This is a genomic window from Pseudomonas rhodesiae, from assembly GCF_013285305.1.
GTDB classification, from domain to species: Bacteria; Pseudomonadota; Gammaproteobacteria; order Pseudomonadales; family Pseudomonadaceae; genus Aquipseudomonas; species Aquipseudomonas rhodesiae.
In genome coordinates this window covers 4,734,889-4,755,727 of the sequence record NZ_CP054205.1, presented here as the reverse complement: position 1 = coordinate 4,755,727, position 20,839 = coordinate 4,734,889, and the positions used below count along the sequence as shown (strand labels likewise).

The following is a 20,839-nucleotide window of genomic DNA, read 5'->3' as shown; positions in this document are numbered from 1 at the left end:
AGGAGCGCATTCATGGCTGTTGGTCTTGGTCCTTTGCCCACATTGCACCCGGTTGCCGGTTTTGAACTCGGCATCGCTTCGGCCGGTATCAAGCGCCCGGGCCGCAAGGATGTGGTGGTGATGCGCTGCGCCGAAGGCTCGACGGTGGCAGGTGTGTTTACTCTCAATGCGTTTTGCGCCGCGCCGGTGATCCTGGCCAAGCAACGCGTTGCCGGGCCGATCCGTTACCTGTTGACCAACACCGGCAACGCCAACGCGGGTACCGGTGAGCCTGGCCTGGTGGCCGCCGCGCGCACCTGCGCCAAGCTGGCCCAACTGACCGGCGTGGACGCCAGCCAGGTGCTGCCGTACTCCACGGGTGTGATCGGCGAGCCTCTGCCTGTGGAAAAAATCGAAGGTGCCCTGCAAGCGGCGCTGGATGACCTGTCTGTGGATAACTGGGCCGCGGCCGCCACTGGCATCATGACCACCGACACCCTGCCAAAAGGCGCGAGCCGTCAGTTCGTGCACGACGGCGTGACCGTGACCGTGACCGGTATCAGCAAGGGCGCGGGCATGATCCGACCGAACATGGCGACCATGCTGGGTTACATCGCCACCGACGCCAAGGTGTCGCGCAGCGTGCTGCAGAATCTGATGCTGGACGGTGCCAACAAGTCGTTCAACCGCATCACCATTGATGGCGACACTTCGACCAATGACTGCTGCATGCTGATCGCCACCGGTAAGGCTGATCTGCCGGAAATCACCGAGGCCAGCGGCGCTTATTTCGCCGCCCTCAAGCAAGCAGTGTTCGAAGTGTGCATGGACGTGGCCCAGGCCATCGTGCGTGATGGCGAGGGCGCTACCAAGTTCGTTACCGTGCAAGTCAACGGCGGCGGCAATCACCAGGAATGCCTGGATGTCGGCTACACCGTGGCCCATTCGCCGCTGATCAAAACCGCGCTGTTCGCCTCGGACCCGAACTGGGGCCGCATTCTGGCGGCTGTCGGCCGTGCCGGTGTGCCAGACCTGGACGTGAGCAAGATCGACGTATTCCTCGGCGACGTGTGCATCGCCAGCCGTGGTGCCCGTGCTGAAAGCTACACCGAAGCCCAGGGTTCGGCGGTGATGCAGCAGGAAGAAATCACCATCCGCATCGAGCTGGGGCGCGGCGATTGCAGCGAAACCATCTGGACCACCGACCTGTCCCACGAATACGTGAAAATCAACGCGGAATACCGCACCTGATAGCCGGAGGACACACACGGTGAAACGCGTGCATGTAGCAGCAGCGGTGATCCGCGGCGCCGACGGCAGAATCCTGCTGGCGCGACGTGCCGACACCCAACACCAGGGCGGCCTCTGGGAGTTTCCCGGGGGCAAGGTGGAGGCTGATGAATCTGTCTCCGCCGCGTTGTCCCGCGAGTTGCACGAAGAGTTGGGTATCCAGGTCACCACGGCGCGACCGCTGATCAACGTGCAACATGACTATCCGGACAAGCAGGTGTTACTGGATGTCTGGGAAGTCTCGGCCTTCACCGGCGAGCCCCATGGCGCCGAAGGGCAACCGTTGGAGTGGGTGGCCCCGCGGGATCTGCTCAACTATGAGTTCCCGGCGGCCAACGCGCCGATCGTTGCGGCCGCACGGTTGCCGGCCGAGTACCTGATCACCCCCGGCGAGCTGGACGCCGCGCCCCTGTTGCGCGGTATCCAAAAAGCCATCGCCGGTGGGATCAAGCTGGTGCAACTGCGTGCGCCTAATGGCTACGACCCCAAATACCGTGACCTGGCGGTGGATGCGGTGGGGCTTTGCGCCGGCAAGGCGCAATTGATGCTCAAAGGGCCGTTCGAGTGGCTGGGGGATTTCCCTTCCGCCGGCTGGCACATGACCTCGGCCCAACTGCGCAAATATGCAAGCAAGGGCCGCCCTTTGCCGAAGGATCGCTGGTTGGCGGCTTCGTGCCACAACGCTGAAGAACTGGCGTTGGCTGAATTGATGGACGTGGATTTTGTCACCCTGTCGCCGGTTCAGCCGACCCAGACCCATCCCGATGCGCAGCCATTGGGTTGGGAGCAGGCGATGGAATTGATCCGTGGGTTCAACAAGCCGGTATTTTTGCTGGGTGGGGTCGGGCCTGCGGAGCGGGAGCGGGCTTGGGAAGCCGGTGCCCAGGGTGTGGCGGGTATCAGGGCGTTCTGGCCGCAGGCTTGAGGTTGCTCCGGCGGGCCTTATCGGGGGCAAGCCCCCTCCCACATTGGAATGTATTCACAGATCAAAGGTGGGAGGGGGCTTGCCCCCGATTGGGCCCTCCCGGTCACCGAGCCATGATCAGTGGGGCTTCGCCGCAGCCTGCCACAAAACCTCCGCGACACCCTGGCGCTTGGCTATCACCCGCGCCGCCACAAACAGCAAATCCGACAGACGATTGATATACGCCAACCCCACGCCTTCCAGCGGCTCGATAGCATTCAGGTGCTGACACCGTCGCTCGGCACTGCGGGCCAGGCTTCGACACATATGGGCCTGGGCAATCAGCGCGGAACCACCCGGCAAGATAAAGTTTTCCAGCGGCCCGACTTCCTCATTCCAGCGATCGATCGCCGCTTCCAGGCGATCCACTTCCGCCGCATTCAACGCTTTGTACACCGGCATCGCCAGCTCACCACCCAGGTCGAACAGCCGATGCTGGCACGGCGCGAGCACTTCGATCACATCGTTGAGCGCCGGGTGCTGCCCGCTCTGTTCTTCAAGGCCGGCCAGCAGTAATCCCAACTGGCTATTCAGCGTATCGACTTCGCCAATGGCTTCGACACGTGGGTGGTCCTTGGGCACGCGGCGACCGTCACCCAGGCCGGTTTCACCTGTGTCGCCGGTGCGGGTATAGATTTTCGACAGGCGAAAGCCCATGGTCATTGCTCCAGTGGGGTCAGTTCGTGGGCCGGCAGTTGGCTGCCGGCCAAGGGGAGGCGCAGGGTAATACAGGTGCCTTGGCCAAGGGTGGATTGCACTTCCATCTGGCCTTTGTGGTTGTTGGTGATGATGAAGTACGACACCGACAGCCCCAGCCCGGTGCCCTGGCCGATTTCCTTGGTGGTGAAGAAGGGTTCGAAGGTGCGTTTGCGCACGTTTTCGCTCATGCCGATGCCGTTGTCTTCCACCTGGATCTCGGCCCAGGGCGGATTCAGGCGGGTGCGCAGGATGATGCGGCCCGGCTCGCGGTCATCTTCACGCAGGTGAATGGCTTGAGCTGCGTTTTTCAGCAGGTTGAGCAGGACCTGTTCCAGTTCGTTGGCTGTACCGGGTACCGGGCCCAGTTGCGGATCGAACTGACGGATGATCGCCTGGCCCTTGAAGTCAAAGCCGATGGTCAAGTCGAAGTCATTGCCGGCAATTTCCACGGCCTGATCGATCAGCGCCGGCAAATCGCAAGGGGCCATCTGTCGATTGCTGCGGCGGCTGAAACTGAGCATATGGGTCACGATCTTCGCCGCCCGCGCGCCCGCTTGCTGGATGCCATCGAGCAATTGCGGTACTTCGCGGCTTTGCAGGTAACGGTTGACCATGGCCAGTTCGACGCCGACCTGTTCGGCGTGTTCCAGGTTCTTGGGCAAGTCTGCGGACAGGCGGCGGCGGATGTTCTGCACGTTGTGCAGGATCGCCCCCAGCGGGTTATTGATCTCGTGGGCCATACCGGCGGCAAGCCCGCCGACGGAGAGCATCTTTTCCGACTGCACCATCATTTCTTCCAGGGACAGGCGCTGGGTGATGTCATCGATACGGATCACGACGCCACGACCGGCACCGCCTGTCAGCGGGTAAAAGGTCAGGGCGTAATGCTTGGGCTCATCGTCCTTGAACCAGGTCACCCGCTCGATACGTTCCACGGTGTGTTGCTCGACCGTGGCCTTGATCTGCGGCAGAAATGGTTTGAGCGGCTGAAAGGCCAGGTAGATCGGCTGGTTCAAGGCTTCATCCAGCCGCGTACCGGAAAGTGCGCTGGCTTCCTGATTCCACTGGGTGACGTAGAGCTGTTCGTCCAGGGCAATCAGCGCCGAAGGCATCGAGTCGATGATGCTGTTGAGGTAATTCTGGAAGCCGGTGAGTTTTTTCTCGATCTTGCTTCGAACCTGGACTTCCAGTTCCAGTTTGCGATTGGTATGACGCGTCTCTTCCGCCAGGCCTTGGGCTTGATCGTAGGCGGCCTGAGAGTCGTCGCGGGCGCGCTTGAGTTGCTGCTCGCGGGCTTCGATGCGCGAAAGCATGGTATTGAAGGCTTCGGCCAGGCTGCCGATCTCATCGTGATTGCCACGCCGGGCGCGCAGGGCATAGTTCTCTTCCCGGGTCACTTGGCGCGACAGTTCTTCCAGTTCGTGGATCGGTTTTGTGATCAGGCGTTTGATCTGACGCGCGATGACCAACCACAGCAGCACACTGAAAATCAGGATGCCCAGGCTGGCGGTCAGCGTGCCGGTGTAAAACGCTACCGGCAGTTCGCTACTGGCGACCAGCAGCAGATGCCCGGATGGCTGCCCAGGGCGGGGCAGGGTGATCACTTGGTTAGTGCGAAACTCAGTCACGCGCCAGGCTTCGATATGTCTGTAATTGTCCGGCAGGTGCAGGCGATCACCGTGTTGCATCTGTGCCAGGCGGTTGCCTGCGCTGTCATATAAAGCGGCGGCGCGCAAAGGTGAGTAGCTGGTCAACTCATTGAGCAGGGCATTGGCCTTGTCGGGAGATTCGAGCGCTTCGGCGGCCAGCGCCGGGTTGGAGACCAGCCGCCCGATAGCCTGCAAGGCCTGGGGGGCCATGCTTTCCTGGGAGATCCAGTAGGCGGCGCTGATAAAGGTCAGGTTGGCCACCAGCAGGACGGTGGTCAGCAGCACCAGCAAGGCCGCCAGCAGTTTCTGCCCGACCGGTAGGTTTTCTAGACGCTGGCGCAGCGGCATCAGGGTTTTTCCAGGAGATAGACAGGCGGGCAGGGTAGCGCGTGGTTCAGTCGCGGGGCAATCCGCGCGCGCGCAGCTCGTCGACCAGACGCTCGTGCAACTGCTGCAAGTGAGGCAGCTTCAATTGGTGACGGGCTGCCGCCTGGCAAGCATAGCCCAACAGATAGCTGATTTCGGTGCGTCGAGCATTGGCGACGTCCTGATACATGGACGAATAATTGGCGGCAGTGGCGTGAATCACCCGCTCCACTTCATCCTGTAAATCCAGGGCTGCGGCAGGCTGGCCAGCGCATTCCAGCAGTACGCTCAACTCCCTGCACAAGGTTGCCACTTCACAGCGATGGTTTTGCAGGCCGCCGTTACGGCATTGGTAAAGCACGGTCAGTGGGTTGATCGCGCAATTAAGCGCCAGCTTGCGCCACAGGCGCGTCAGAATATCGGTGCTCCAGGCGTGTGGGATGCCGGCGATGTGCAGGTCATCCAGCCAGAGCGGGGGCGTCGGGTGGCGGGCGTCTCCCAGCCAGGTGTAACCATGGCCGGCGAATACCACGCGCCAGTCGCCTTCGCGGAAAGCGCCCTCGGTGCTGGAGGCAAAGATGCAACGCGCCAGGGGCAACTGCGCGGCCACCGCGTCCTGACTGCCCAGGCCGTTCTGCAGCAGAATCAACTCGGCATCCGGTACCAGGCGCGGTTGCAGCTGTGCGATTGCCGCTTGGGCGTCGTAGGCTTTGCACGCCACCAGAAGGCGATGGATCGGCGTCGGGCTGTCGGGCGTTTCGCCAATCACCGGGTAGGTATGTGCTTCACCATGCTCCACCAGGGTCAGCCCGTTGCCCGCCTGATAACTGGCCAGGCGCGTCTCGTCGCGCAGGATCAAGCGCACAGGCACGCCCGCGCGCGCCAGCCGTGTGGCCCAGAGTGTGCCCAGGCTGCCGGCGCCGAGAATATGCCAGGTGGTCGACATCAGTTTGTACTCCGCAAGGTCGCTCACAGTGAACGGGACGAAAGAACCGCTATAATGCCCCGGCATTTTAGCTCGGGCGCGCTCCATCTCTACTGAACCCGCCCCTTATATTGGAGAAATCACATGCCTTCGTTCGACGTGGTATCTGAACTGGACAAACACGAAGTCACCAACGCCGTCGAGAACGCCGTCAAGGAGCTGGACCGTCGCTATGACCTGAAGGGCAAGGGCAGCTTCGAATTCAAGGAAAAGGAACTGACCGTCAACCTGACCGCTGAAGCCGATTTCCAGCTGGAAGCGATGATCGAGATCCTCAAGCTGTCCCTGGTCAAGCGCAAGATCGACGCGCAGTGCCTGGAAATCAAGGACGCCTACGCCTCTGGCAAGCTGATGAAGCAGGAAGTCATCCTCAAAGAAGGTATCGACAAGGAGCTGGCGAAGAAAATCGTCGCGCATATCAAGGACGCCAAGCTCAAGGTCCAGGCCGCCATCCAGGGCGAGCAGGTACGCGTCACCGGTAAGAAGCGTGACGACCTGCAAGAGGCCATCGCGGCCCTGCGCGCCAAGTCCTTCGACATGCCGCTGCAGTTCAATAACTTCCGAGACTGATGGCTGCCTGGGGAACCCAAGGGCGTTTTTGACGTCCCACCCCCCAATAATTGCGCCAACTCTTGAGCCCTACGGGGCTCAATTGCTTTAAGCGCCGACCGTCCATAAACAGGAGAACAGCAATGGACTTGAACGCTGAAGTAGATCGTCTGGTCAAGACTTCCCAGTCCTGGATCCCGATGATCATGGAATACGGCAGCCGGGTTTTGCTCGCCGTTATCACCCTGGCCATCGGCTGGTGGTTGATCAATAAATTGACCCATCGCGTGGGCCGTTTGCTGGCGGTACGCAACGCTGACCTGGCGTTGCAGCATTTCATCACCAGCCTGGCGAACATCGTGCTCAAGGTGATGCTGATTGTCAGCGTAGCCTCGATGATCGGTGTAGAAACCACCTCCTTCGTTGCCGCTATCGGTGCCGCCACCCTGGCCATTGGTCTGGCACTGCAAGGCAGCCTGGCGAACTTTGCCGGCGGGGTGCTGATTCTGCTGTTCCGCCCGTTCCGTATCGGCGACTGGATAGAAGCCCAAGGTACCTCGGGCACCGTCGACAGCATTCAGATTTTCCACACGGTGCTGCGTACGGGCGACAACAAAACTGTCATCGTGCCGAACGGCATCCTGTCCAACGGGATCATCACCAACACCAACCGTCAACCAACCCGCAAGGTGGTGTTCGACGTCGGTGTGGACTATGAAGCCGACCTGCAGAAAGCCCGCGAAGTGCTACTGGAGCTGGCCAAGGATCCTCGCGTACTCGCAGATCCAGCTGCTGTGGCTGTGGTGTCCACTTTGGGTGACAGCTCGATCACCGTTTCGCTGCGCTGCTGGACCAAAACCGCGGATTACTGGGACGTGATGTTTATGCTCAATGAATTCGCACGTGACCGTTTGAAAGCGGCGGGGATTGATATTCCATTTCCGCAGCGGGTTATTCGTGTAATGCAGGAAGCTGCGTCGAAGTAAAAAACTTAGGCGCGTTTAACTTGGCCGAAAGGTCAGGTTAAACGTATCACTTTAGTTTAGTTAGTTAGCTTGCTAGTTATTTATTTAAAGCTCCGCAATAAAAAAGCCGCTCCCTTGAAAGCAAGGGAGCGGCTTTTTATTTAAGGCCAGGGCCTTAAGTCATCGTTGTAATTGAACCGGCAATTACAAGATGTTCAGCGGGTAGTTCGCGATCAGACGCAGTTCGTCGATCGAAGGCGAACCGTAGTAAACGCCATCCCCGGAGCGATAGGTTGCTTGACGCAGACGCAAGCTGAGGTTTTTAGCTGGACCGCTCTGTACAACGTACTTGGCTTCGATGTCGCGTTCCCACTCTTTGCCGTTCGAGGTAGTGCCGGTGTTGGCGCCGCTGCCGGTCACGTAGCGAGTCATGAAGCTCAGGCCAGGAATGCCGAAGGTGGCCATGTTGATGTCGTAACGTGCCTGGTAGGACTTCTCGCCTTCAGCGTTGAAGTCGGAGCGAGCCACGGAGTTGGCCAGGAAGACCGAGCCGCCGCCGTCTACACCATAGCCGTAGTCGCCGTCGCCGGTGACCTTCTGGGCTGCCAGAGTGAAGGTGTGAGCGCCGATGGTGTACGCACCCTGCAAGCTGAATGCGCGGTTGTCGAGCTTGGTTACACCATCTTTCTCGGCACGCTGAAGGCCTGCGCCGTCGCTCTTGGTGTCGTAGATGTTGAAGTCAAGGGCAAAGGACTGGTCATCGCTCAGGGCATGGGTCCAGTTCAGGTTGCTGTAGTACTTGCGGAAGTAGTCTTCGGTTTTCGCGTAGTACAGGCTGCCGGTGAACTCTGGGGTAAACGAGTAGACGCCGCCGACAAAGTCAGTCTTGGTCAGGCCAAGGCTGTCATGGTAGGTCTGGTTCTGCGCGACGCTGGAAGTGAAGTGACCGCCTTCCAGTTTCAGGCCCTTGATTTCGTTGCTGGTGATCGAGATACCTTGTGGCAGCTCAGGCAGCAGACGGCTGTCATCGGAAGCGAACACAGGAGCGGTGGTGTACTGGTCACCGATTTTCAGCACGGTATTGGAGATACGGAACTTAACAGCGCCGCCGCCTTTGGAGTAATCGTCTTGCGAGCGACCGTCTGAGCCGGTTGGGAACAGACCGGTGCCTGCGCGACCTTTACCGCTGTCGAGTTTGACACCCATCAGGCCGATTACATCCACACCCACCCCGATAGTCCCCTGGGTGAAGCCCGACTCGTACAGGGCGTTGAAGCCCAGGCCGGTTTCTTCTGCACGGCTTTTGCGCTTGCCGTTGACCGTGGCGTAGCCGCTCGCTGGTTCATTACGGAAATCGCGGCTGAAGTACAGAGCGCGAGTATTGATGCTGAAAGTGCTGTCTTCAACAAAGCCCTTGGAATCGTCCTGGGCGGACGCCATTGCGAACTGCGAGGTACCGGCTGAAACAGCCAGTGCGATCATGCTCCACTTCATCACGCGCATCGTGATTTGCTCCTTTGGTTTTCGGAAGAGTACTGCCGTCCCACCTGTATTTTTATCTGGGCGGCTCTTTCTTTTTTGTGTCGGCGCAAAGTTATATCACGCAGACCCTATTGACGATACTTACCCATCTTTCCTTTCAGCTTCTTTACGAGGCTGTCGTAAATTGCTAGCTCCATGTCGCAAATTCACAGCCCAAAATGTATCTGGACTGACAACTTCAGTACTGTTTCAAAACTCCCTTCGAAGTTCGAATGCATCCTTGCCTCGTACTGACTCGCTGTTGTTTTTTATCGCGAAACACCGGTTTCCGAACCCGTGCCGTTGCCGACGATGTGGGTGTGAATGCAACAAGCGTGCTCAAAGCGGTAACCGAATGTCATTTTTTCGTGAAAAAAGTTCCGTGCCTGCGAAAACCGCATAAGTACGGGCTTTTTACGCCGTTTGGTTAGGGCTTGACCTCTCTGTGGAATGCATGTTGTCAGGTGTAAAAAATCGGTTCTTGTGTGAAACGTTACCGGTTCACCCCGTTAGGTGGGTAGTCGGCGGATCCCTTTGAGGCACGGGTGGGTCATTTTGGTGCGTCTCGGCAGGGCCCGTTCTAGCGTAGCTCAAATATTTACCTGCATCGAAAGGGTGCAGGTTTTTTGGCCGGCTGCCTCGCGGGCTTATCTTCAATCGTTGTGAAGCGGCCGGCATTCGAAGGTATGCTGGGGCCTGATTCTGACTTGCCGAATGGAGTGCCCGCGGTGTTCGCCCTAGATCAACGCCTGCAACAAGACACACTGGTCATCGGGGACTTCCCGTTATGCCGCCTGCTGCTGTCCAATGACTCGAACTACCCCTGGTTTATCCTGGTCCCGCGCATCAACGGTATCAGCGAGGTGTTTCACCTGGATGTCGCAGATCAACAAAAGCTCTGGGAAGAGACGACCGGTCTGGCGCAGTTGCTCAACGATGGTCTGGGCGCGGATAAAATGAATATCGGCGCGCTGGGTAACGTCGTCAGCCAGTTGCATGTGCATGTGATCGTGCGCAAACGCGACGACGCCGCCTGGCCTGCTCCGGTATGGGGCAAGCATCCGGCTCGTCCTTATACGCAAGAACAGGTGGTGGCCTTGCGTGCGCGTCTGCGCGAGCTGCTGCCTGCCGATTTCAATTTTGCCCAGGACTGAATCATGGACTTGCAAGACCGTGTTACCGACCTGGAAAGCCGCCTGGCCTTTCAGGATGACACCATTGAGACCCTTAACGACATCCTGGTCACCCAGCAACGCGCGGTCGAGCGGCTGCAGCTGCAGATAACCGCGCTGCTCAAGCGTCAGGAAGAGATGGGCGGCCAGTTCGAAACGTCCGAAGAGGAAGCGCCACCGCCTCACTATTAAAGAGGGGCCATGAAAAAACCGCGACCCAGCCAGGCTGGATCGCGGTTTTTTTTGCTGCCAGGGCTGGAGTCAGCGGCGCGGCAGTGCAGCGATCACGTCTTCGGCTTGCAAGCCTTTGTCGCGATTCATTACGGAGAACTCCACGCGCTGGCCTTCCACCAGGACGCGATGGCCTTCGCCGCGAATGGCCCGGAAATGGACGAAGATGTCGTCGCCCGAATCGCGGGAAATAAAGCCGAAGCCTTTGGAGGTGTTGAACCACTTGACGGTACCGGTATCCCGATTGGTCATGTCGTAGGTTTGCGACGCGGCCGCCGGAGATGAACGGTAGAAGCTGATAGCCAGATGAAGAGCGATTGCGACCACAGCAATGACCAGGCTGAGCAGGATGGCCGGGTGGCCGCCCACTTCAGGCATGGGTGCCAGGAGGGTGAGGGTTTGTACGACAACGGTCAGAACCAACAGCGCGCTGACCAGGTTTTGCAGTTGATGACGAGTGCCCTTGTTCCAGTACGGGACCACGGGTGCCAACGTCAGGTTAAGAAGGCCGAACAGTGCCAGGTACAGCGCGTCGTGTTGTTGCAGGTACGGCAGGCTCTCTGGTTGCAGGCTCGGTATAAAGGACAGCAGCAAAGCTGCAACGCCCGTTAGCAGGTGGACGATTTTCAACATTTTGATTAACTCACGTTAAGACGGATCACTAGGAAGAGCTGACTGGCACGGTTCGCTTCTGAACAATGGGAGGCGTTGGGCACGTGCGCGGGTATCAGCCTATGCCGGCCATCGCAGACATTAACGATGGCGACACGCTGCCTATTTAACAGCAAAGGCCGTGCCTTCTCAAATCAAGCATTTCGGGGTGTTGGAAGGGGCGGGGCATTTCCTTGGCAAACGCTTGTCCTAGACAGGTGTGCTTGTTTTGGAATGGCTTTTTAGGATATTTCCTACCTTGATTGGCGAATTACCACTCAAGGGCGATTTGTCGCACCTCGCTCGCTGCGCGTCACCTGTGCGCTTGCTAGAGTGGTGTTGCACCTGATCAATGAATGCTTGTCAATTGAAGGGGATAAACATGGCAATCGATATCGGTATCAGTGAAGAAGATCGTAAATCTATCGTCGATGGGCTTTCGCGTCTGCTTTCCGATACCTATGTACTGTACTTGAAGACCCACAACTTCCACTGGAACGTCACGGGCCCCATGTTTCGAACGCTGCACCTGATGTTTGAGGAACAGTACAACGAGCTGGCGCTGGCGGTGGACTCCATTGCCGAACGTATCCGCGCATTGGGCTTCCCGGCGCCGGGCGCTTATTCGATCTACGCCCGTCTTTCCTCGATCAAGGAGGAGGAGGGCGTGCCGGGCGCCGAAGAGATGATCCAGCAACTAGTGGCGGGCCAGGAGGCCGTTACGCGTACTGCCCGCGGCATCTTCCCGTTGCTCGACAAGGTCAGCGATGAGCCGACTGCGGATCTGCTCACCCAGCGTATGCAGGTCCACGAAAAGACCGCGTGGATGTTGCGCTCCCTGCTCGAAGCCAAGTAAGCCGAGCCTGAGCGGCGCCGTCCTGGCGTCGCTCGCTCGTTTCTGCACGCTTCCTGGCGTTGTCCTACAGGTATCGACTCCCCGTCTTCTGGCTGACCCCGCGCTTCCTGCTGTTTGATAAGCCCACTGTCCAATGGGAGCAACCCATTGGCTGCTGTTTGGCAATGGAGTGTCAGGTGTATGTCACGCGCAGTGAGTAATGGAGTCATGGAATCCTGTGGCTTTCATCAGATAAAGATCGATCCCTTTGCCAAAGGGTTCGATATGGGGTTGGCAAGGCCATTGTCCCGATCAGTCAGGCTCAACGGGTTTTCGACGTGCCTGCGACTTGAGCAGATCTATTGGAATATCCTTACGGAAATCGCCAGGATCAACGCCTGTTCAGTCAGTGCGTTACTGTCTTATGTCGATCGGGAGGTGCACTTGCGTTATGGAGGTGTGAAGAACTTCAGCGGTTTGGTCAGGGTAGTGTGCGTGGTTCACCTGTTAAAAGGCCGTACGGCTGCGCCCGACCCGGAGTAAACAAAGGTGCCCGGGGTCGGCTCGCTGTGTTGGCGGGCTGGCTCCCGGGCAGAAAGCCGGCTGCGCTGGCTCGATTTACCAGATATAATCCCGCGCTTTGCTGCGCAGGCCGGGGCTTTACCCTTCGGGCAGGCGTGGCGCAGTAACGATCTGTTCGCCGAGACATCGCCATGCCCATGTACGACTATCAATGTGCTTCCTGTGGTCATCAGTTGGAAGCCATCCAGAAGATCAGCGCCGCGCCGTTGGTCGATTGCCCGGCCTGCCAGGCTCCTGAACTCAAGAAGATGTTGTCCATGCCGGGCTTTCGCCTCAGTGGCAGCGGCTGGTACGAGACCGATTTCAAGACCGGCGCCAAGAAGAATCTGGCGGGCGGCGACAAAGCAGACTGAGTTGAACTCTACGCGCAGGCTCCTGCATTATCCGTCACCTGGCTTATATGAACGGTGACGAGGCGGGCCTCCACCGAATTTCGAATTACGAGAAGTGAAACCACGACCATGATGCGCAGCCACTATTGCGGCCAACTGAACGAGACCTTGGAAGGTCAGGAAATTACCCTTTGCGGATGGGTTCACCGTCGCCGCGACCACGGCGGGGTGATCTTCCTCGATATCCGTGATCGTGACGGTCTGGCCCAAGTGGTGTTCGACCCGGACCGTGCCGAGAGCTTTGCCGCCGCCGACCGCGTGCGCAGCGAATACGTCGTGAAAATCACCGGCAAGGTGCGTCTGCGTCCGGCAGGTGCCGTGAACAAGAACATGGCCTCCGGCGGTATCGAGGTGTTGGGCTACGAACTGGAAGTGTTGAACGAGTCGGAAACCCCGCCGTTCCCACTCAACGAATACTCCGACGTCGGCGAAGAAACCCGCCTGCGCTACCGCTTCCTGGACCTGCGTCGTCCGGAAATGGCCGAGAAGCTGCGTCTGCGCTCGCGCATGACCACCAGCATCCGTCGCTTCCTCGACGAGAATGGCTTCCTCGACGTTGAAACGCCGATCCTGACCCGGGCCACCCCGGAAGGCGCGCGTGACTACCTGGTGCCTAGCCGCACCCACGCCGGCAGCTTCTTTGCCCTGCCGCAATCGCCGCAGCTGTTCAAACAGTTGCTGATGGTGGCCGGCTTCGACCGTTACTACCAGATCGCCAAGTGCTTCCGCGACGAAGATCTGCGCGCCGACCGTCAGCCGGAATTCACCCAGATCGACATCGAGACCAGTTTCCTCGATGAAAAAGAGATTATGGGCCTGACCGAGCAGATGATCCGCAACCTGTTCAAGGAAGTATTGGGCTTGGAGTTCGGTGACTTCCCGCACATGACCTTCGAAGAAGCCATGCGTCGCTACGGTTCCGATAAGCCTGACCTGCGTAACCCGCTGGAACTGGTGGACGTGGCCGACCAGCTCAAAGAGGTTGAATTCAAGGTGTTCAGCGGCCCGGCCAACGACCCTAAATGCCGCATCGCTGCCCTGCGCGTGCCTGGCGGCGCGAGCATGCCGCGCAAGCAGATCGACGACTACACCAAGTTTGTCGGCATCTACGGTGCCAAGGGCCTGGCGTACATCAAGGTCAACGAGCGCGCCAACGGCGTTGATGGCCTGCAATCGCCCATCGTGAAGAACATCCCGGAAGCCAATCTGAACGTGATCCTCGATCGCGTGGGTGCGGTCGATGGCGACATCGTGTTCTTCGGTGCCGACAAGGCCAAGATTGTCAGCGAAGCGCTGGGCGCGCTGCGGATCAAGCTGGGCCACGACCTGAACCTGCTGACCTGCGAATGGGCGCCGATGTGGGTCGTTGACTTCCCGATGTTCGAAGAGAACGACGACGGCAGCTTCAGCGCCTTGCACCACCCGTTCACCGCGCCGAAATGCTCCCCGGCCGAGTTGGAGGCCAACCCGGCGGGCGCACTGTCGCGCGCTTACGACATGGTGCTCAACGGCACTGAGCTGGGTGGCGGTTCGATCCGTATCCACCGTAAAGAGATGCAGCAAGCGGTCTTCCGTCTGCTGGGCATCGACGAAGCGGAACAGGAAGAGAAATTCGGCTTCCTGCTTGACGCCCTGAAGTACGGGGCCCCGCCCCACGGTGGCCTGGCCTTCGGTCTGGACCGTCTGGTGATGCTGATGACCGGTGCCCAGTCGATCCGTGAAGTGATCGCTTTCCCGAAAACCCAGAGTGCCGCGGACGTCATGACCCAGGCACCGGGCGTAGTGGATGCCAAGGCATTGCGCGAGCTGCATATCCGCCTGCGCGAGACGCCGAAGGCTGAGTAAAGCCGCTGCGTGAAAGCGCACTGAGGTTTACGCGGTCTAAAAAGGCGCATCTTCGGATGCGCCTTTGCGTTACAAGGGTTGTGTTTCAAAGAGAAAGGTCCGGCCTGGGGCGGGATTGATCAGGTTTCTAGAGAATTCGGAGTTGTGTTATGGCTGGCCATTCCAAGTGGGCGAACATCAAGCACCGCAAAGAGCGTCAGGATGCCAAGAAAGGCAAGATCTTCACCAAGTGGATTCGCGAATTGACCGTCGCTGCCCGTCAGGGCGGCGGTGATCCGGGCTCCAACCCGCGTCTGCGCCTGGCGCTGGACAAGGCGCTGGGCGCCAATATGAGCCGCGACATTATTGATCGCGCCGTGGCCCGTGGTGCCGGTGCTGCCGATACCGACGACATGGTCGAGCTGACCTACGAAGGCTACGGCCCGGGCGGCGTGGCGGTGATGGTCGAGTGCATGACCGATAACCGTAACCGTACCGCCGCAGCCGTACGCCATGCGTTCAGCAAGTGCGGTGGCAACCTCGGCACAGACGGTTCGGTGGCCTATCTGTTCGAGCGCAAGGGGCAGATCACCTTCGCGCCGGGCACCAATGAAGACGCGCTGATGGAAGCGGCGATGGAGGCGGATGCCGACGACGTGGTCACCAACGACGACGGTTCCATCGATGTTTTCACCTCGTTTGCCAGTTTCTATGCTGTGCGCAATGCATTGGAAGCTGCGGGATTTAAAGGCACCGACGCAGAAATCGTGATGCTGCCGACGACCAGTGCCGAACTGGACCTGGAAGGCGCGCAGAAAGTGTTGAAGCTGCTGGATATGCTTGAAGACTTGGACGATGTACAAAACGTCTATTCGAATGCCGATATTCCAGAGTCAGTGGCCGAACAGCTAGGCTGAAGCACGATGTGGATTGATGGTGGGAGGGGGCTTGTCCCCGATAGCGGTGTATCAGTCGCTGTATGTGGCGACTGATACTCTGCAATCGGGGGCAAGCCCTCTCCCACATTGAATCTTCCCTGTATCAAAAAATGTGTTTAACCCAACCCGCAGGCGTTATGACTTTAATCCTAGGTATCGACCCCGGTTCGCGCATCACCGGTTTTGGCGTGGTGCAGCAGACTCCGCGTGGCTGCGTCTACGTTGCGTCGGGTTGTATTCGTACCGGTTCGGGGGAGTTGGCCGAGCGCTTGCAGATCGTCTATCGCGGCGTGCGTGAAGTGATCCAGACCTACGGGCCGTTGACCATGGGTATCGAAAAAGTGTTTATGGCCAAGAACGCCGACTCGGCGCTCAAACTCGGCCAGGCCCGTGGTGCGGCCATTGTTGCTGGCGCGGAGGAGGGCATGGAGATCGCCGAATACACCGCGACCCAAGTCAAGCAGGCTGTGGTCGGTACTGGTGGTGCCAATAAAGAGCAGGTGCAGATGATGGTCATGCACATGCTCAAACTCACGGCTAAACCGCAAATCGACGCCTCCGATGCCCTGGCCATTGCCATCTGTCATGCGCACACCCGTTCCAGTCTGCTGCCTCATGGCCTGGGTACGGCACGCAGTCGTGGCGGTCGCCTGCGTCTCTGATAGCATCAGCGCAATCGTGATTTCCGGTCAGGCGTTGATCTGACCCTAAGTGTTAAGGATCTGTACCGTGATTGGACGTTTGCGCGGCACCCTGGCTGAAAAGCAGCCGCCGCACCTTATTTTGGATGTCAACGGGCTGGGCTATGAGCTGGAAGTGCCCATGACCACCCTGTATCGCCTGCCGTCGGTCGGCGAGCCGCTCACGCTGCATACCCATCTGGTGGTGCGCGAAGACGCGCAATTGCTCTATGGTTTCATTGGCAAGCGCGACCGTGACTTCTTCCGCGAACTGATCCGCCTCAATGGCGTGGGACCGAAACTGGCGCTGGCCTTGATGTCCAGTCTGGAAGTAGACGAACTGGTGCGCGCCGTATCGGCGCAGGATACCTCGGCGCTGACCAAGGTGCCGGGCGTCGGCAAGAAAACCGCCGAGCGTTTGCTGGTGGAACTCAAGGACCGCTTCAAGGCCTGGGAGGTGGTGCCGAGCATGTTTGCCTTGGTGCCGAACCAGCCTGATATGCCAGCGTCCCAGGTTGCCAGCGCCGAAAGCGATGCCGTCAGCGCGTTGATTTCCTTGGGCTACAAACCCCAGGAAGCGAGCAAAGCGGTATCGGCCATCAAGGATAAGAACCTGAGCAGTGAAGACATGATCCGCCGCGCCCTGAAGGGAATGATTTAAGTGATTGAAGCTGATCGTCTGATCGCGGCCACCGGCCCGCGCGACCGTGAAGAAATCCAGGACCGGGCCATCCGCCCCCTGAGCCTGGCTGAATACATCGGCCAGCCCACTGTGCGCGAGCAGATGGAGCTGTTCATCCAGGCGGCGCGCGGGCGCAGTGAATCCCTGGATCACACGTTGATCTTCGGTCCGCCGGGGCTGGGCAAGACCACCCTGGCCAACATCATTGCCCAGGAAATGGGGGTGTCGATCAAGTCCACCTCAGGTCCGGTGCTGGAACGTCCCGGTGATCTGGCAGCGTTGTTGACCAACCTAGAGCCGCACGATGTGCTGTTTATCGACGAAATCCACCGGCTCTCGCCGATTGTCGAAGAAGTGTTGTACCCGGCGATGGAAGATTTCCAGCTCGACATCATGATTGGCGAAGGCCCGGCGGCTCGCTCGATCAAGCTCGATTTGCCGCCGTTCACTTTGGTGGGCGCCACCACGCGAGCGGGGATGCTGACCAATCCGCTGCGAGACCGTTTTGGGATTGTTCAACGTCTGGAGTTCTATAGCACGGCGGATCTGGCCACGATCGTCAGTCGTTCGGCGAGCATCCTTGGCTTGCCGCTGGACCCTGAAGGCTCGTTTGAAATCGCTCGGCGTGCCCGGGGCACACCGCGTATCGCCAACCGTTTGCTGCGGCGGGTGCGGGACTTCGCCGAAGTGCGCGCCAAGGGGCACATTACCAAGGCGGTGGCCGACCTGGCGCTCAACCTGCTGGATGTGGACGAACATGGCTTCGATCATCAGGATCGGCGTCTACTCTTGACCATGATCGAAAAGTTCGACGGTGGCCCGGTAGGCGTGGACAGCCTGGCCGCTGCCATCAGCGAAGAGCGCCACACCATCGAGGATGTGCTTGAGCCTTACCTGATCCAGCAGGGCTACATCATGCGCACGCCAAGGGGGCGGGTGGTGACGCGTCATGCTTATCTGCATTTTGGATTAAACATTCCGTCACGATTGGGCGAGATGCCCGTGGTAGACGAATTCCTTGATGCAGTGGACGATTAAAAGCGCTTGGCTCGACGATTTATTCGAGGTTTGTGCTGTCCCAGTGACTGGCGTCGTCATTCTGTCAGTGAAAATGTTTCAGAGAATGAAAAAACAGTTGCCTGGCCGGATTGGCAACCTCAGGAGTAAGCACTAGAGTATGCGCGCGCAAAACGGGGATCAGTCGTTCGCACATCGCTGTCGCGTTTATTACGAGGACACCGATGCCGGCGGCATCGTTTATTACGTCAATTACCTTAAGTTCATGGAACGGGCTCGAACCGAGCGGCTACGGGAGCTGGGCTTTGCCCAATCCCAGCTGGCAGGGGAGGACCTGTTATTCGTCGTGCATTCCAGCGAGGCGCGTTATCACGCCCCGGCGCGACTGGATGATGAACTGCTGGTTAGCGCTGAAGTCATCGAATTGAACCGTGCCAGCCTGCGCTTCAAACAGCAGGTCAGGCGGGCAACGGATGCAACGCTGCTCTGTGAGGGGCAGTTTTTGGTGGCGTGTGTACGCACCAACAGTTTGAAACCTCGGGCCATTCCCGAAACTCTACGTGTGGCCTTTGCCGCCGTGAGCGGCGCGGGTAAACAATCAAAGCAGGAGATTTAGCGTGGAACCTACCGTCGTCGACCATTCCTCCATGTGGAGCCTGGTCAGCAATGCCAGTGTTGTGGTTCAACTGGTCATGCTGACCCTGGTAGCCGCATCGGTTACCTCTTGGGTCATGATTTTTCAGCGCAGCAACCTGCTGCGTGCCGGTCGACGTGCCCTGGAGAGCTTTGAAGAGCGCTTCTGGTCGGGTATCGACCTGTCCAAGCTCTATCGCCAGGCCGGCAGCAACCCGGACCCGGATTCGGGTGTGGAGCAGATCTTCCGTGCTGGCTTCAAGGAATTCTCCCGTCTGCGCCAGCAGCCAGGCGTAGACCCGGAAGCGGTGATGGAAGGCGTGGCTCGCGCCATGCGCGTCGCCATTTCCCGCGAAGAAGAGAAGCTTGAGCAGAGCCTGCCTTTTCTTGCCACCGTTGGTTCCGTCAGCCCGTATATCGGCCTGTTCGGTACGGTGTGGGGGATCATGAACTCCTTCCGTGGTCTGGCCCAGGCTCAACAAGCGACCCTGGCCACCGTGGCCCCCGGTATCGCCGAAGCCCTGATCGCCACTGCAATCGGTCTGTTTGCCGCCATCCCTGCGGTGATCGCCTATAACCGCTTTGCCGCACGCGGCGAGAACCTGATTGGCCGTTACTACACCTTCGCCGATGAATTCCAGGCGATCCTGCACCGTAAAGTGCACACCAGCGAAGAATAAGCAGGTACCTCCCGATGGCTTTAATCACTCGAGCTCGAACCAAGCGCAAGCCGGTCGCCGAGATGAACGTAGTGCCTTACATCGACGTGATGCTGGTGCTGCTGGTGATCTTCATGGTGACCGCGCCGATGCTCAACCAGGGTGTGAAAGTTGATCTGCCCAAGGTTTCTAGCGAAGCCTTGCCGCAAGACAACAACACTCAGGTGCTGACCATTTCGATCAAGTCCGACAAGACCTATTACTGGAACCTTGGCAGCGAAGTCGACACTCAGAAGCAACAGGACAAGGCCCTGACGTTGCCGGCGATGACCGATGCGGTGACCAAGATCATTCGCGCCGGTAACGAAGGTGGCAAGCACACCCAAGTATTCATCCGCGGTGACAAAGCAGTCGACTATGGTTCCGTCATGGGCGCCATGGGCGGGCTGCAGAAGGCCGGCGTCGGTAACGTTGGCTTGATTACCGAGGCGCCCTGATGCACCAACAGCGAGAGCCGTCCGCCTCGGAAAGCTACTTCTGGCCTAGCGTTTGGGCGATTGCCCTGCACGTCCTGGTCTTCGGCATGCTGTTCGTCAGCTTTGCCATGACCCCTGACCTGCCGCCAGCCAAGCCTATCGTGCAGGCGACCCTGTATCAGCTGAAATCGAAAAGTCAGGCCACTACCCAGACCAATCAGAAGATTGCGGGTGAGGCGCAGAAGTCGGCCGCGCGTCAGACTGAAGTCGAGCAGATGGAACAGAAGAAGGTCGAGCAGGAAGCGGTGAAGGCTGCTGCGGAACAAAAGAAAGAAGAGGCGGCTCAAAAGGCCGAGGAATCGAAAAAGGCAGACGAAGCCAAGAAGGCCGACGAGGCGAAAAAGGCTGATGAAGCCAAAAAAGCCGAGAAAGCTGCCGAAGCCAAGAAGGCCGAAGAGAAACAATTGGCTGATATAGCCAAGAAGAAAGCTGAAGAAGAAGCCAAGAAAGCTGCCGAAGAAGAGGCCAAGAAAAAGGCCGCTGAGGAAGCCAAGAAGAAGATAGTCGAAGACGCGAAGAAGAAAGCCGCCGAAGACGCCAAGAAAAAAGCTGAAGCAGACGAGGCGAAGAAAAAAGTCGCCGACGAAGCGAAGAAGAAAGCTGCCGCCGATGCCCAGAAGAAAAAGGCTCAGGAAGCAGCGCGTAAATCCGCCGAAGAGAAAAAGGCCCAGGCCTTGGCAGATTTGCTTTCCGACACGCCGCAGCGTCAGCAAGCCTTGGCCGATGAGCGTGGCGATGAAGTCGCGGGCAGTTTCGACGACCTGATTCGGGCGCGGGCAGCAGAAGGCTGGACACGTCCACCTTCGGCACGCAAAGGCATGACAGTAGTACTGCAGATCGGCATGTTGCCGGACGGTACGGTGACTTCGGTCAGCGTGGCCAAGTCCAGTGGTGACGGTTCGTTCGACAGTTCGGCGGTTGCCGCGGTCAAGAACATTGGCCGGTTGACCGAGATGCAGGGAATGAAACCAAGCGACTTCGCTCCCTATCGTTCATTCAAGATGACATTCACACCTGAGGATCTAGCCTTGTGAGAAACC

At 58.9% G+C, this 20,839-nt stretch carries 23 protein-coding genes; 18 read left to right on the top strand and 5 right to left on the bottom strand.

Going from position 1 to position 20,839, the window contains the following annotated elements:
• Positions 1 to 12 precede the first annotated feature (12 nt).
• Positions 13 to 1,230: a bifunctional glutamate N-acetyltransferase/amino-acid acetyltransferase ArgJ gene (argJ, locus tag HRH33_RS21540; protein WP_034100200.1), complete on the top strand. Its 1,218-nt coding sequence runs from the start codon at positions 13 to 15 to the stop codon at positions 1,228 to 1,230.
• Between the two features lie 19 nt (positions 1,231 to 1,249).
• Positions 1,250 to 2,194: a Nudix family hydrolase gene (locus HRH33_RS21535; RefSeq protein ID WP_167416668.1), complete on the top strand. Its 945-nt coding sequence runs from the start codon at positions 1,250 to 1,252 to the stop codon at positions 2,192 to 2,194.
• A gap of 117 nt (positions 2,195 to 2,311) precedes the next feature.
• On the opposite strand, the gene HRH33_RS21530 is transcribed toward HRH33_RS21535, so the two are convergent.
• From HRH33_RS21530 to HRH33_RS21520, 3 genes are read right to left on the bottom strand one after another with little or no spacing between them, the layout of a single operon-like run.
• Positions 2,312 to 2,890: a cob(I)yrinic acid a,c-diamide adenosyltransferase gene (locus HRH33_RS21530; protein WP_034100196.1), complete on the bottom strand. Its 579-nt coding sequence runs from the start codon at positions 2,888 to 2,890 to the stop codon at positions 2,312 to 2,314.
• A gap of 2 nt (positions 2,891 to 2,892) precedes the next feature.
• Complete coding sequence (locus HRH33_RS21525) at positions 2,893 to 4,929, bottom strand: sensor histidine kinase (RefSeq protein ID WP_167416669.1); 2,037 nt, start codon at positions 4,927 to 4,929, stop codon at positions 2,893 to 2,895.
• A 46-nt stretch (positions 4,930 to 4,975) separates the two neighbouring features.
• Positions 4,976 to 5,893 carry a putative 2-dehydropantoate 2-reductase gene (locus HRH33_RS21520; protein WP_167416670.1) on the bottom strand — a complete coding sequence of 306 codons (918 nt, stop codon included), beginning with the start codon at positions 5,891 to 5,893 and terminating at the stop codon, positions 4,976 to 4,978.
• A 123-nt stretch (positions 5,894 to 6,016) separates the two neighbouring features.
• Here HRH33_RS21520 and HRH33_RS21515 point away from each other — a divergent pair, with 123 nt between their 5' ends.
• Together HRH33_RS21515 and HRH33_RS21510 are read left to right on the top strand one after the other, a co-directional pair.
• The gene (locus HRH33_RS21515; protein ID WP_034100192.1) at positions 6,017 to 6,502 is read left to right on the top strand and encodes a YajQ family cyclic di-GMP-binding protein; all 486 of its coding nucleotides are present in this window, start codon (positions 6,017 to 6,019) and stop codon (positions 6,500 to 6,502) included.
• A gap of 122 nt (positions 6,503 to 6,624) precedes the next feature.
• On the top strand, positions 6,625 to 7,467 hold the full coding sequence (locus HRH33_RS21510) for a mechanosensitive ion channel family protein (protein ID WP_167416671.1): 843 nt from the start codon (positions 6,625 to 6,627) through the stop codon (positions 7,465 to 7,467).
• A 183-nt stretch (positions 7,468 to 7,650) separates the two neighbouring features.
• Here the strand turns inward: HRH33_RS21510 and HRH33_RS21505 are convergent, their stop codons facing one another.
• Positions 7,651 to 8,949 (bottom strand): OprD family porin, encoded by a 1,299-nt coding sequence (locus tag HRH33_RS21505; protein ID WP_167416672.1) that lies wholly within the window; start codon positions 8,947 to 8,949, stop codon positions 7,651 to 7,653.
• 746 nt (positions 8,950 to 9,695) lie between these two features.
• Between HRH33_RS21505 and HRH33_RS21500 the strand changes: the two genes are divergently transcribed.
• On the top strand, positions 9,696 to 10,121 hold the full coding sequence (locus HRH33_RS21500; RefSeq protein ID WP_094065440.1) for an HIT domain-containing protein: 426 nt from the start codon (positions 9,696 to 9,698) through the stop codon (positions 10,119 to 10,121).
• 3 nt (positions 10,122 to 10,124) lie between these two features.
• A complete protein-coding gene (locus HRH33_RS21495; protein WP_034139135.1) occupies positions 10,125 to 10,331 on the top strand; it encodes a SlyX family protein in 207 nt (68 codons plus the stop codon).
• 69 nt (positions 10,332 to 10,400) lie between these two features.
• Here the strand turns inward: HRH33_RS21495 and HRH33_RS26545 are convergent, their stop codons facing one another.
• Positions 10,401 to 11,003 carry a cold-shock protein gene (locus tag HRH33_RS26545; protein WP_034139134.1) on the bottom strand — a complete coding sequence of 201 codons (603 nt, stop codon included), beginning with the start codon at positions 11,001 to 11,003 and terminating at the stop codon, positions 10,401 to 10,403.
• 400 nt (positions 11,004 to 11,403) lie between these two features.
• On the opposite strand from HRH33_RS26545, the gene HRH33_RS21485 reads away from it, so the two are divergent.
• From HRH33_RS21485 to tolA, 12 genes are all read left to right on the top strand, one after another.
• Positions 11,404 to 11,877, top strand: a complete 474-nt coding sequence (locus HRH33_RS21485) for a Dps family protein (RefSeq protein ID WP_034139133.1) — start codon at positions 11,404 to 11,406, stop codon at positions 11,875 to 11,877.
• 180 nt (positions 11,878 to 12,057) lie between these two features.
• The gene (locus HRH33_RS21480) at positions 12,058 to 12,399 is read left to right on the top strand and encodes a ribbon-helix-helix domain-containing protein (protein ID WP_034100178.1); all 342 of its coding nucleotides are present in this window, start codon (positions 12,058 to 12,060) and stop codon (positions 12,397 to 12,399) included.
• A 170-nt stretch (positions 12,400 to 12,569) separates the two neighbouring features.
• Positions 12,570 to 12,791: an FmdB family zinc ribbon protein gene (locus tag HRH33_RS21475; protein ID WP_003193872.1), complete on the top strand. Its 222-nt coding sequence runs from the start codon at positions 12,570 to 12,572 to the stop codon at positions 12,789 to 12,791.
• A 108-nt stretch (positions 12,792 to 12,899) separates the two neighbouring features.
• Positions 12,900 to 14,675 (top strand): aspartate--tRNA ligase, encoded by a 1,776-nt coding sequence (gene aspS, locus HRH33_RS21470; RefSeq protein ID WP_034139132.1) that lies wholly within the window; start codon positions 12,900 to 12,902, stop codon positions 14,673 to 14,675.
• A 149-nt stretch (positions 14,676 to 14,824) separates the two neighbouring features.
• A complete protein-coding gene (locus tag HRH33_RS21465; protein ID WP_094065439.1) occupies positions 14,825 to 15,571 on the top strand; it encodes a YebC/PmpR family DNA-binding transcriptional regulator in 747 nt (248 codons plus the stop codon).
• Positions 15,572 to 15,729: 158 nt separating this feature from the next.
• A complete protein-coding gene (ruvC, locus tag HRH33_RS21460) occupies positions 15,730 to 16,254 on the top strand; it encodes a crossover junction endodeoxyribonuclease RuvC (RefSeq protein ID WP_173603548.1) in 525 nt (174 codons plus the stop codon).
• A gap of 67 nt (positions 16,255 to 16,321) precedes the next feature.
• On the top strand, positions 16,322 to 16,933 hold the full coding sequence (gene ruvA / locus HRH33_RS21455) for a Holliday junction branch migration protein RuvA (RefSeq protein ID WP_034100169.1): 612 nt from the start codon (positions 16,322 to 16,324) through the stop codon (positions 16,931 to 16,933).
• A complete protein-coding gene (gene ruvB, locus HRH33_RS21450; protein WP_034100167.1) occupies positions 16,934 to 17,992 on the top strand; it encodes a Holliday junction branch migration DNA helicase RuvB in 1,059 nt (352 codons plus the stop codon). It begins immediately after the preceding gene.
• A 139-nt stretch (positions 17,993 to 18,131) separates the two neighbouring features.
• Complete coding sequence (gene ybgC, locus HRH33_RS21445; RefSeq protein ID WP_034100165.1) at positions 18,132 to 18,587, top strand: tol-pal system-associated acyl-CoA thioesterase; 456 nt, start codon at positions 18,132 to 18,134, stop codon at positions 18,585 to 18,587.
• 1 nt (position 18,588) lies between these two features.
• Complete coding sequence (gene tolQ, locus HRH33_RS21440; RefSeq protein WP_010208111.1) at positions 18,589 to 19,284, top strand: protein TolQ; 696 nt, start codon at positions 18,589 to 18,591, stop codon at positions 19,282 to 19,284.
• 23 nt (positions 19,285 to 19,307) lie between these two features.
• Positions 19,308 to 19,760: a protein TolR gene (tolR, locus tag HRH33_RS21435; RefSeq protein ID WP_162276712.1), complete on the top strand. Its 453-nt coding sequence runs from the start codon at positions 19,308 to 19,310 to the stop codon at positions 19,758 to 19,760.
• On the top strand, positions 19,760 to 20,833 hold the full coding sequence (tolA, locus tag HRH33_RS21430) for a cell envelope integrity protein TolA (protein WP_034139130.1): 1,074 nt from the start codon (positions 19,760 to 19,762) through the stop codon (positions 20,831 to 20,833). The genes tolR and tolA overlap by 1 nt, the downstream gene beginning before the upstream one ends.
• Positions 20,834 to 20,839: the final 6 nt, after the last annotated feature.

Excerpts from the sequence above, each read along its gene's own strand:
- argJ (WP_034100200.1), top strand. The coding sequence starts at position 13 with ATGGCTGTTGGTCTTGGTCCTTTGCCCACATTGCACCCGGTTGCCGGT.
- HRH33_RS21530 (WP_034100196.1), bottom strand. The coding sequence starts at position 2,890 with ATGGGCTTTCGCCTGTCGAAAATCTATACCCGCACCGGCGACACAGGT.
- HRH33_RS21525 (WP_167416669.1), bottom strand. The coding sequence starts at position 4,929 with ATGCCGCTGCGCCAGCGTCTAGAAAACCTACCGGTCGGGCAGAAACTG.
- HRH33_RS21520 (WP_167416670.1), bottom strand. The coding sequence starts at position 5,893 with ATGTCGACCACCTGGCATATTCTCGGCGCCGGCAGCCTGGGCACACTC.
- HRH33_RS21515 (WP_034100192.1), top strand. The coding sequence starts at position 6,017 with ATGCCTTCGTTCGACGTGGTATCTGAACTGGACAAACACGAAGTCACC.
- HRH33_RS21510 (WP_167416671.1), top strand. The coding sequence starts at position 6,625 with ATGGACTTGAACGCTGAAGTAGATCGTCTGGTCAAGACTTCCCAGTCC.
- HRH33_RS21505 (WP_167416672.1), bottom strand. The coding sequence starts at position 8,949 with ATGCGCGTGATGAAGTGGAGCATGATCGCACTGGCTGTTTCAGCCGGT.
- HRH33_RS21495 (WP_034139135.1), top strand. The coding sequence starts at position 10,125 with ATGGACTTGCAAGACCGTGTTACCGACCTGGAAAGCCGCCTGGCCTTT.
- HRH33_RS26545 (WP_034139134.1), bottom strand. The coding sequence starts at position 11,003 with ATGTTGAAAATCGTCCACCTGCTAACGGGCGTTGCAGCTTTGCTGCTG.
- HRH33_RS21485 (WP_034139133.1), top strand. The coding sequence starts at position 11,404 with ATGGCAATCGATATCGGTATCAGTGAAGAAGATCGTAAATCTATCGTC.
- HRH33_RS21480 (WP_034100178.1), top strand. The coding sequence starts at position 12,058 with ATGTCACGCGCAGTGAGTAATGGAGTCATGGAATCCTGTGGCTTTCAT.
- HRH33_RS21475 (WP_003193872.1), top strand. The coding sequence starts at position 12,570 with ATGCCCATGTACGACTATCAATGTGCTTCCTGTGGTCATCAGTTGGAA.
- aspS (WP_034139132.1), top strand. The coding sequence starts at position 12,900 with ATGATGCGCAGCCACTATTGCGGCCAACTGAACGAGACCTTGGAAGGT.
- HRH33_RS21465 (WP_094065439.1), top strand. The coding sequence starts at position 14,825 with ATGGCTGGCCATTCCAAGTGGGCGAACATCAAGCACCGCAAAGAGCGT.
- ruvC (WP_173603548.1), top strand. The coding sequence starts at position 15,730 with ATGACTTTAATCCTAGGTATCGACCCCGGTTCGCGCATCACCGGTTTT.
- ybgC (WP_034100165.1), top strand. The coding sequence starts at position 18,132 with ATGCGCGCGCAAAACGGGGATCAGTCGTTCGCACATCGCTGTCGCGTT.
- tolA (WP_034139130.1), top strand. The coding sequence starts at position 19,760 with ATGCACCAACAGCGAGAGCCGTCCGCCTCGGAAAGCTACTTCTGGCCT.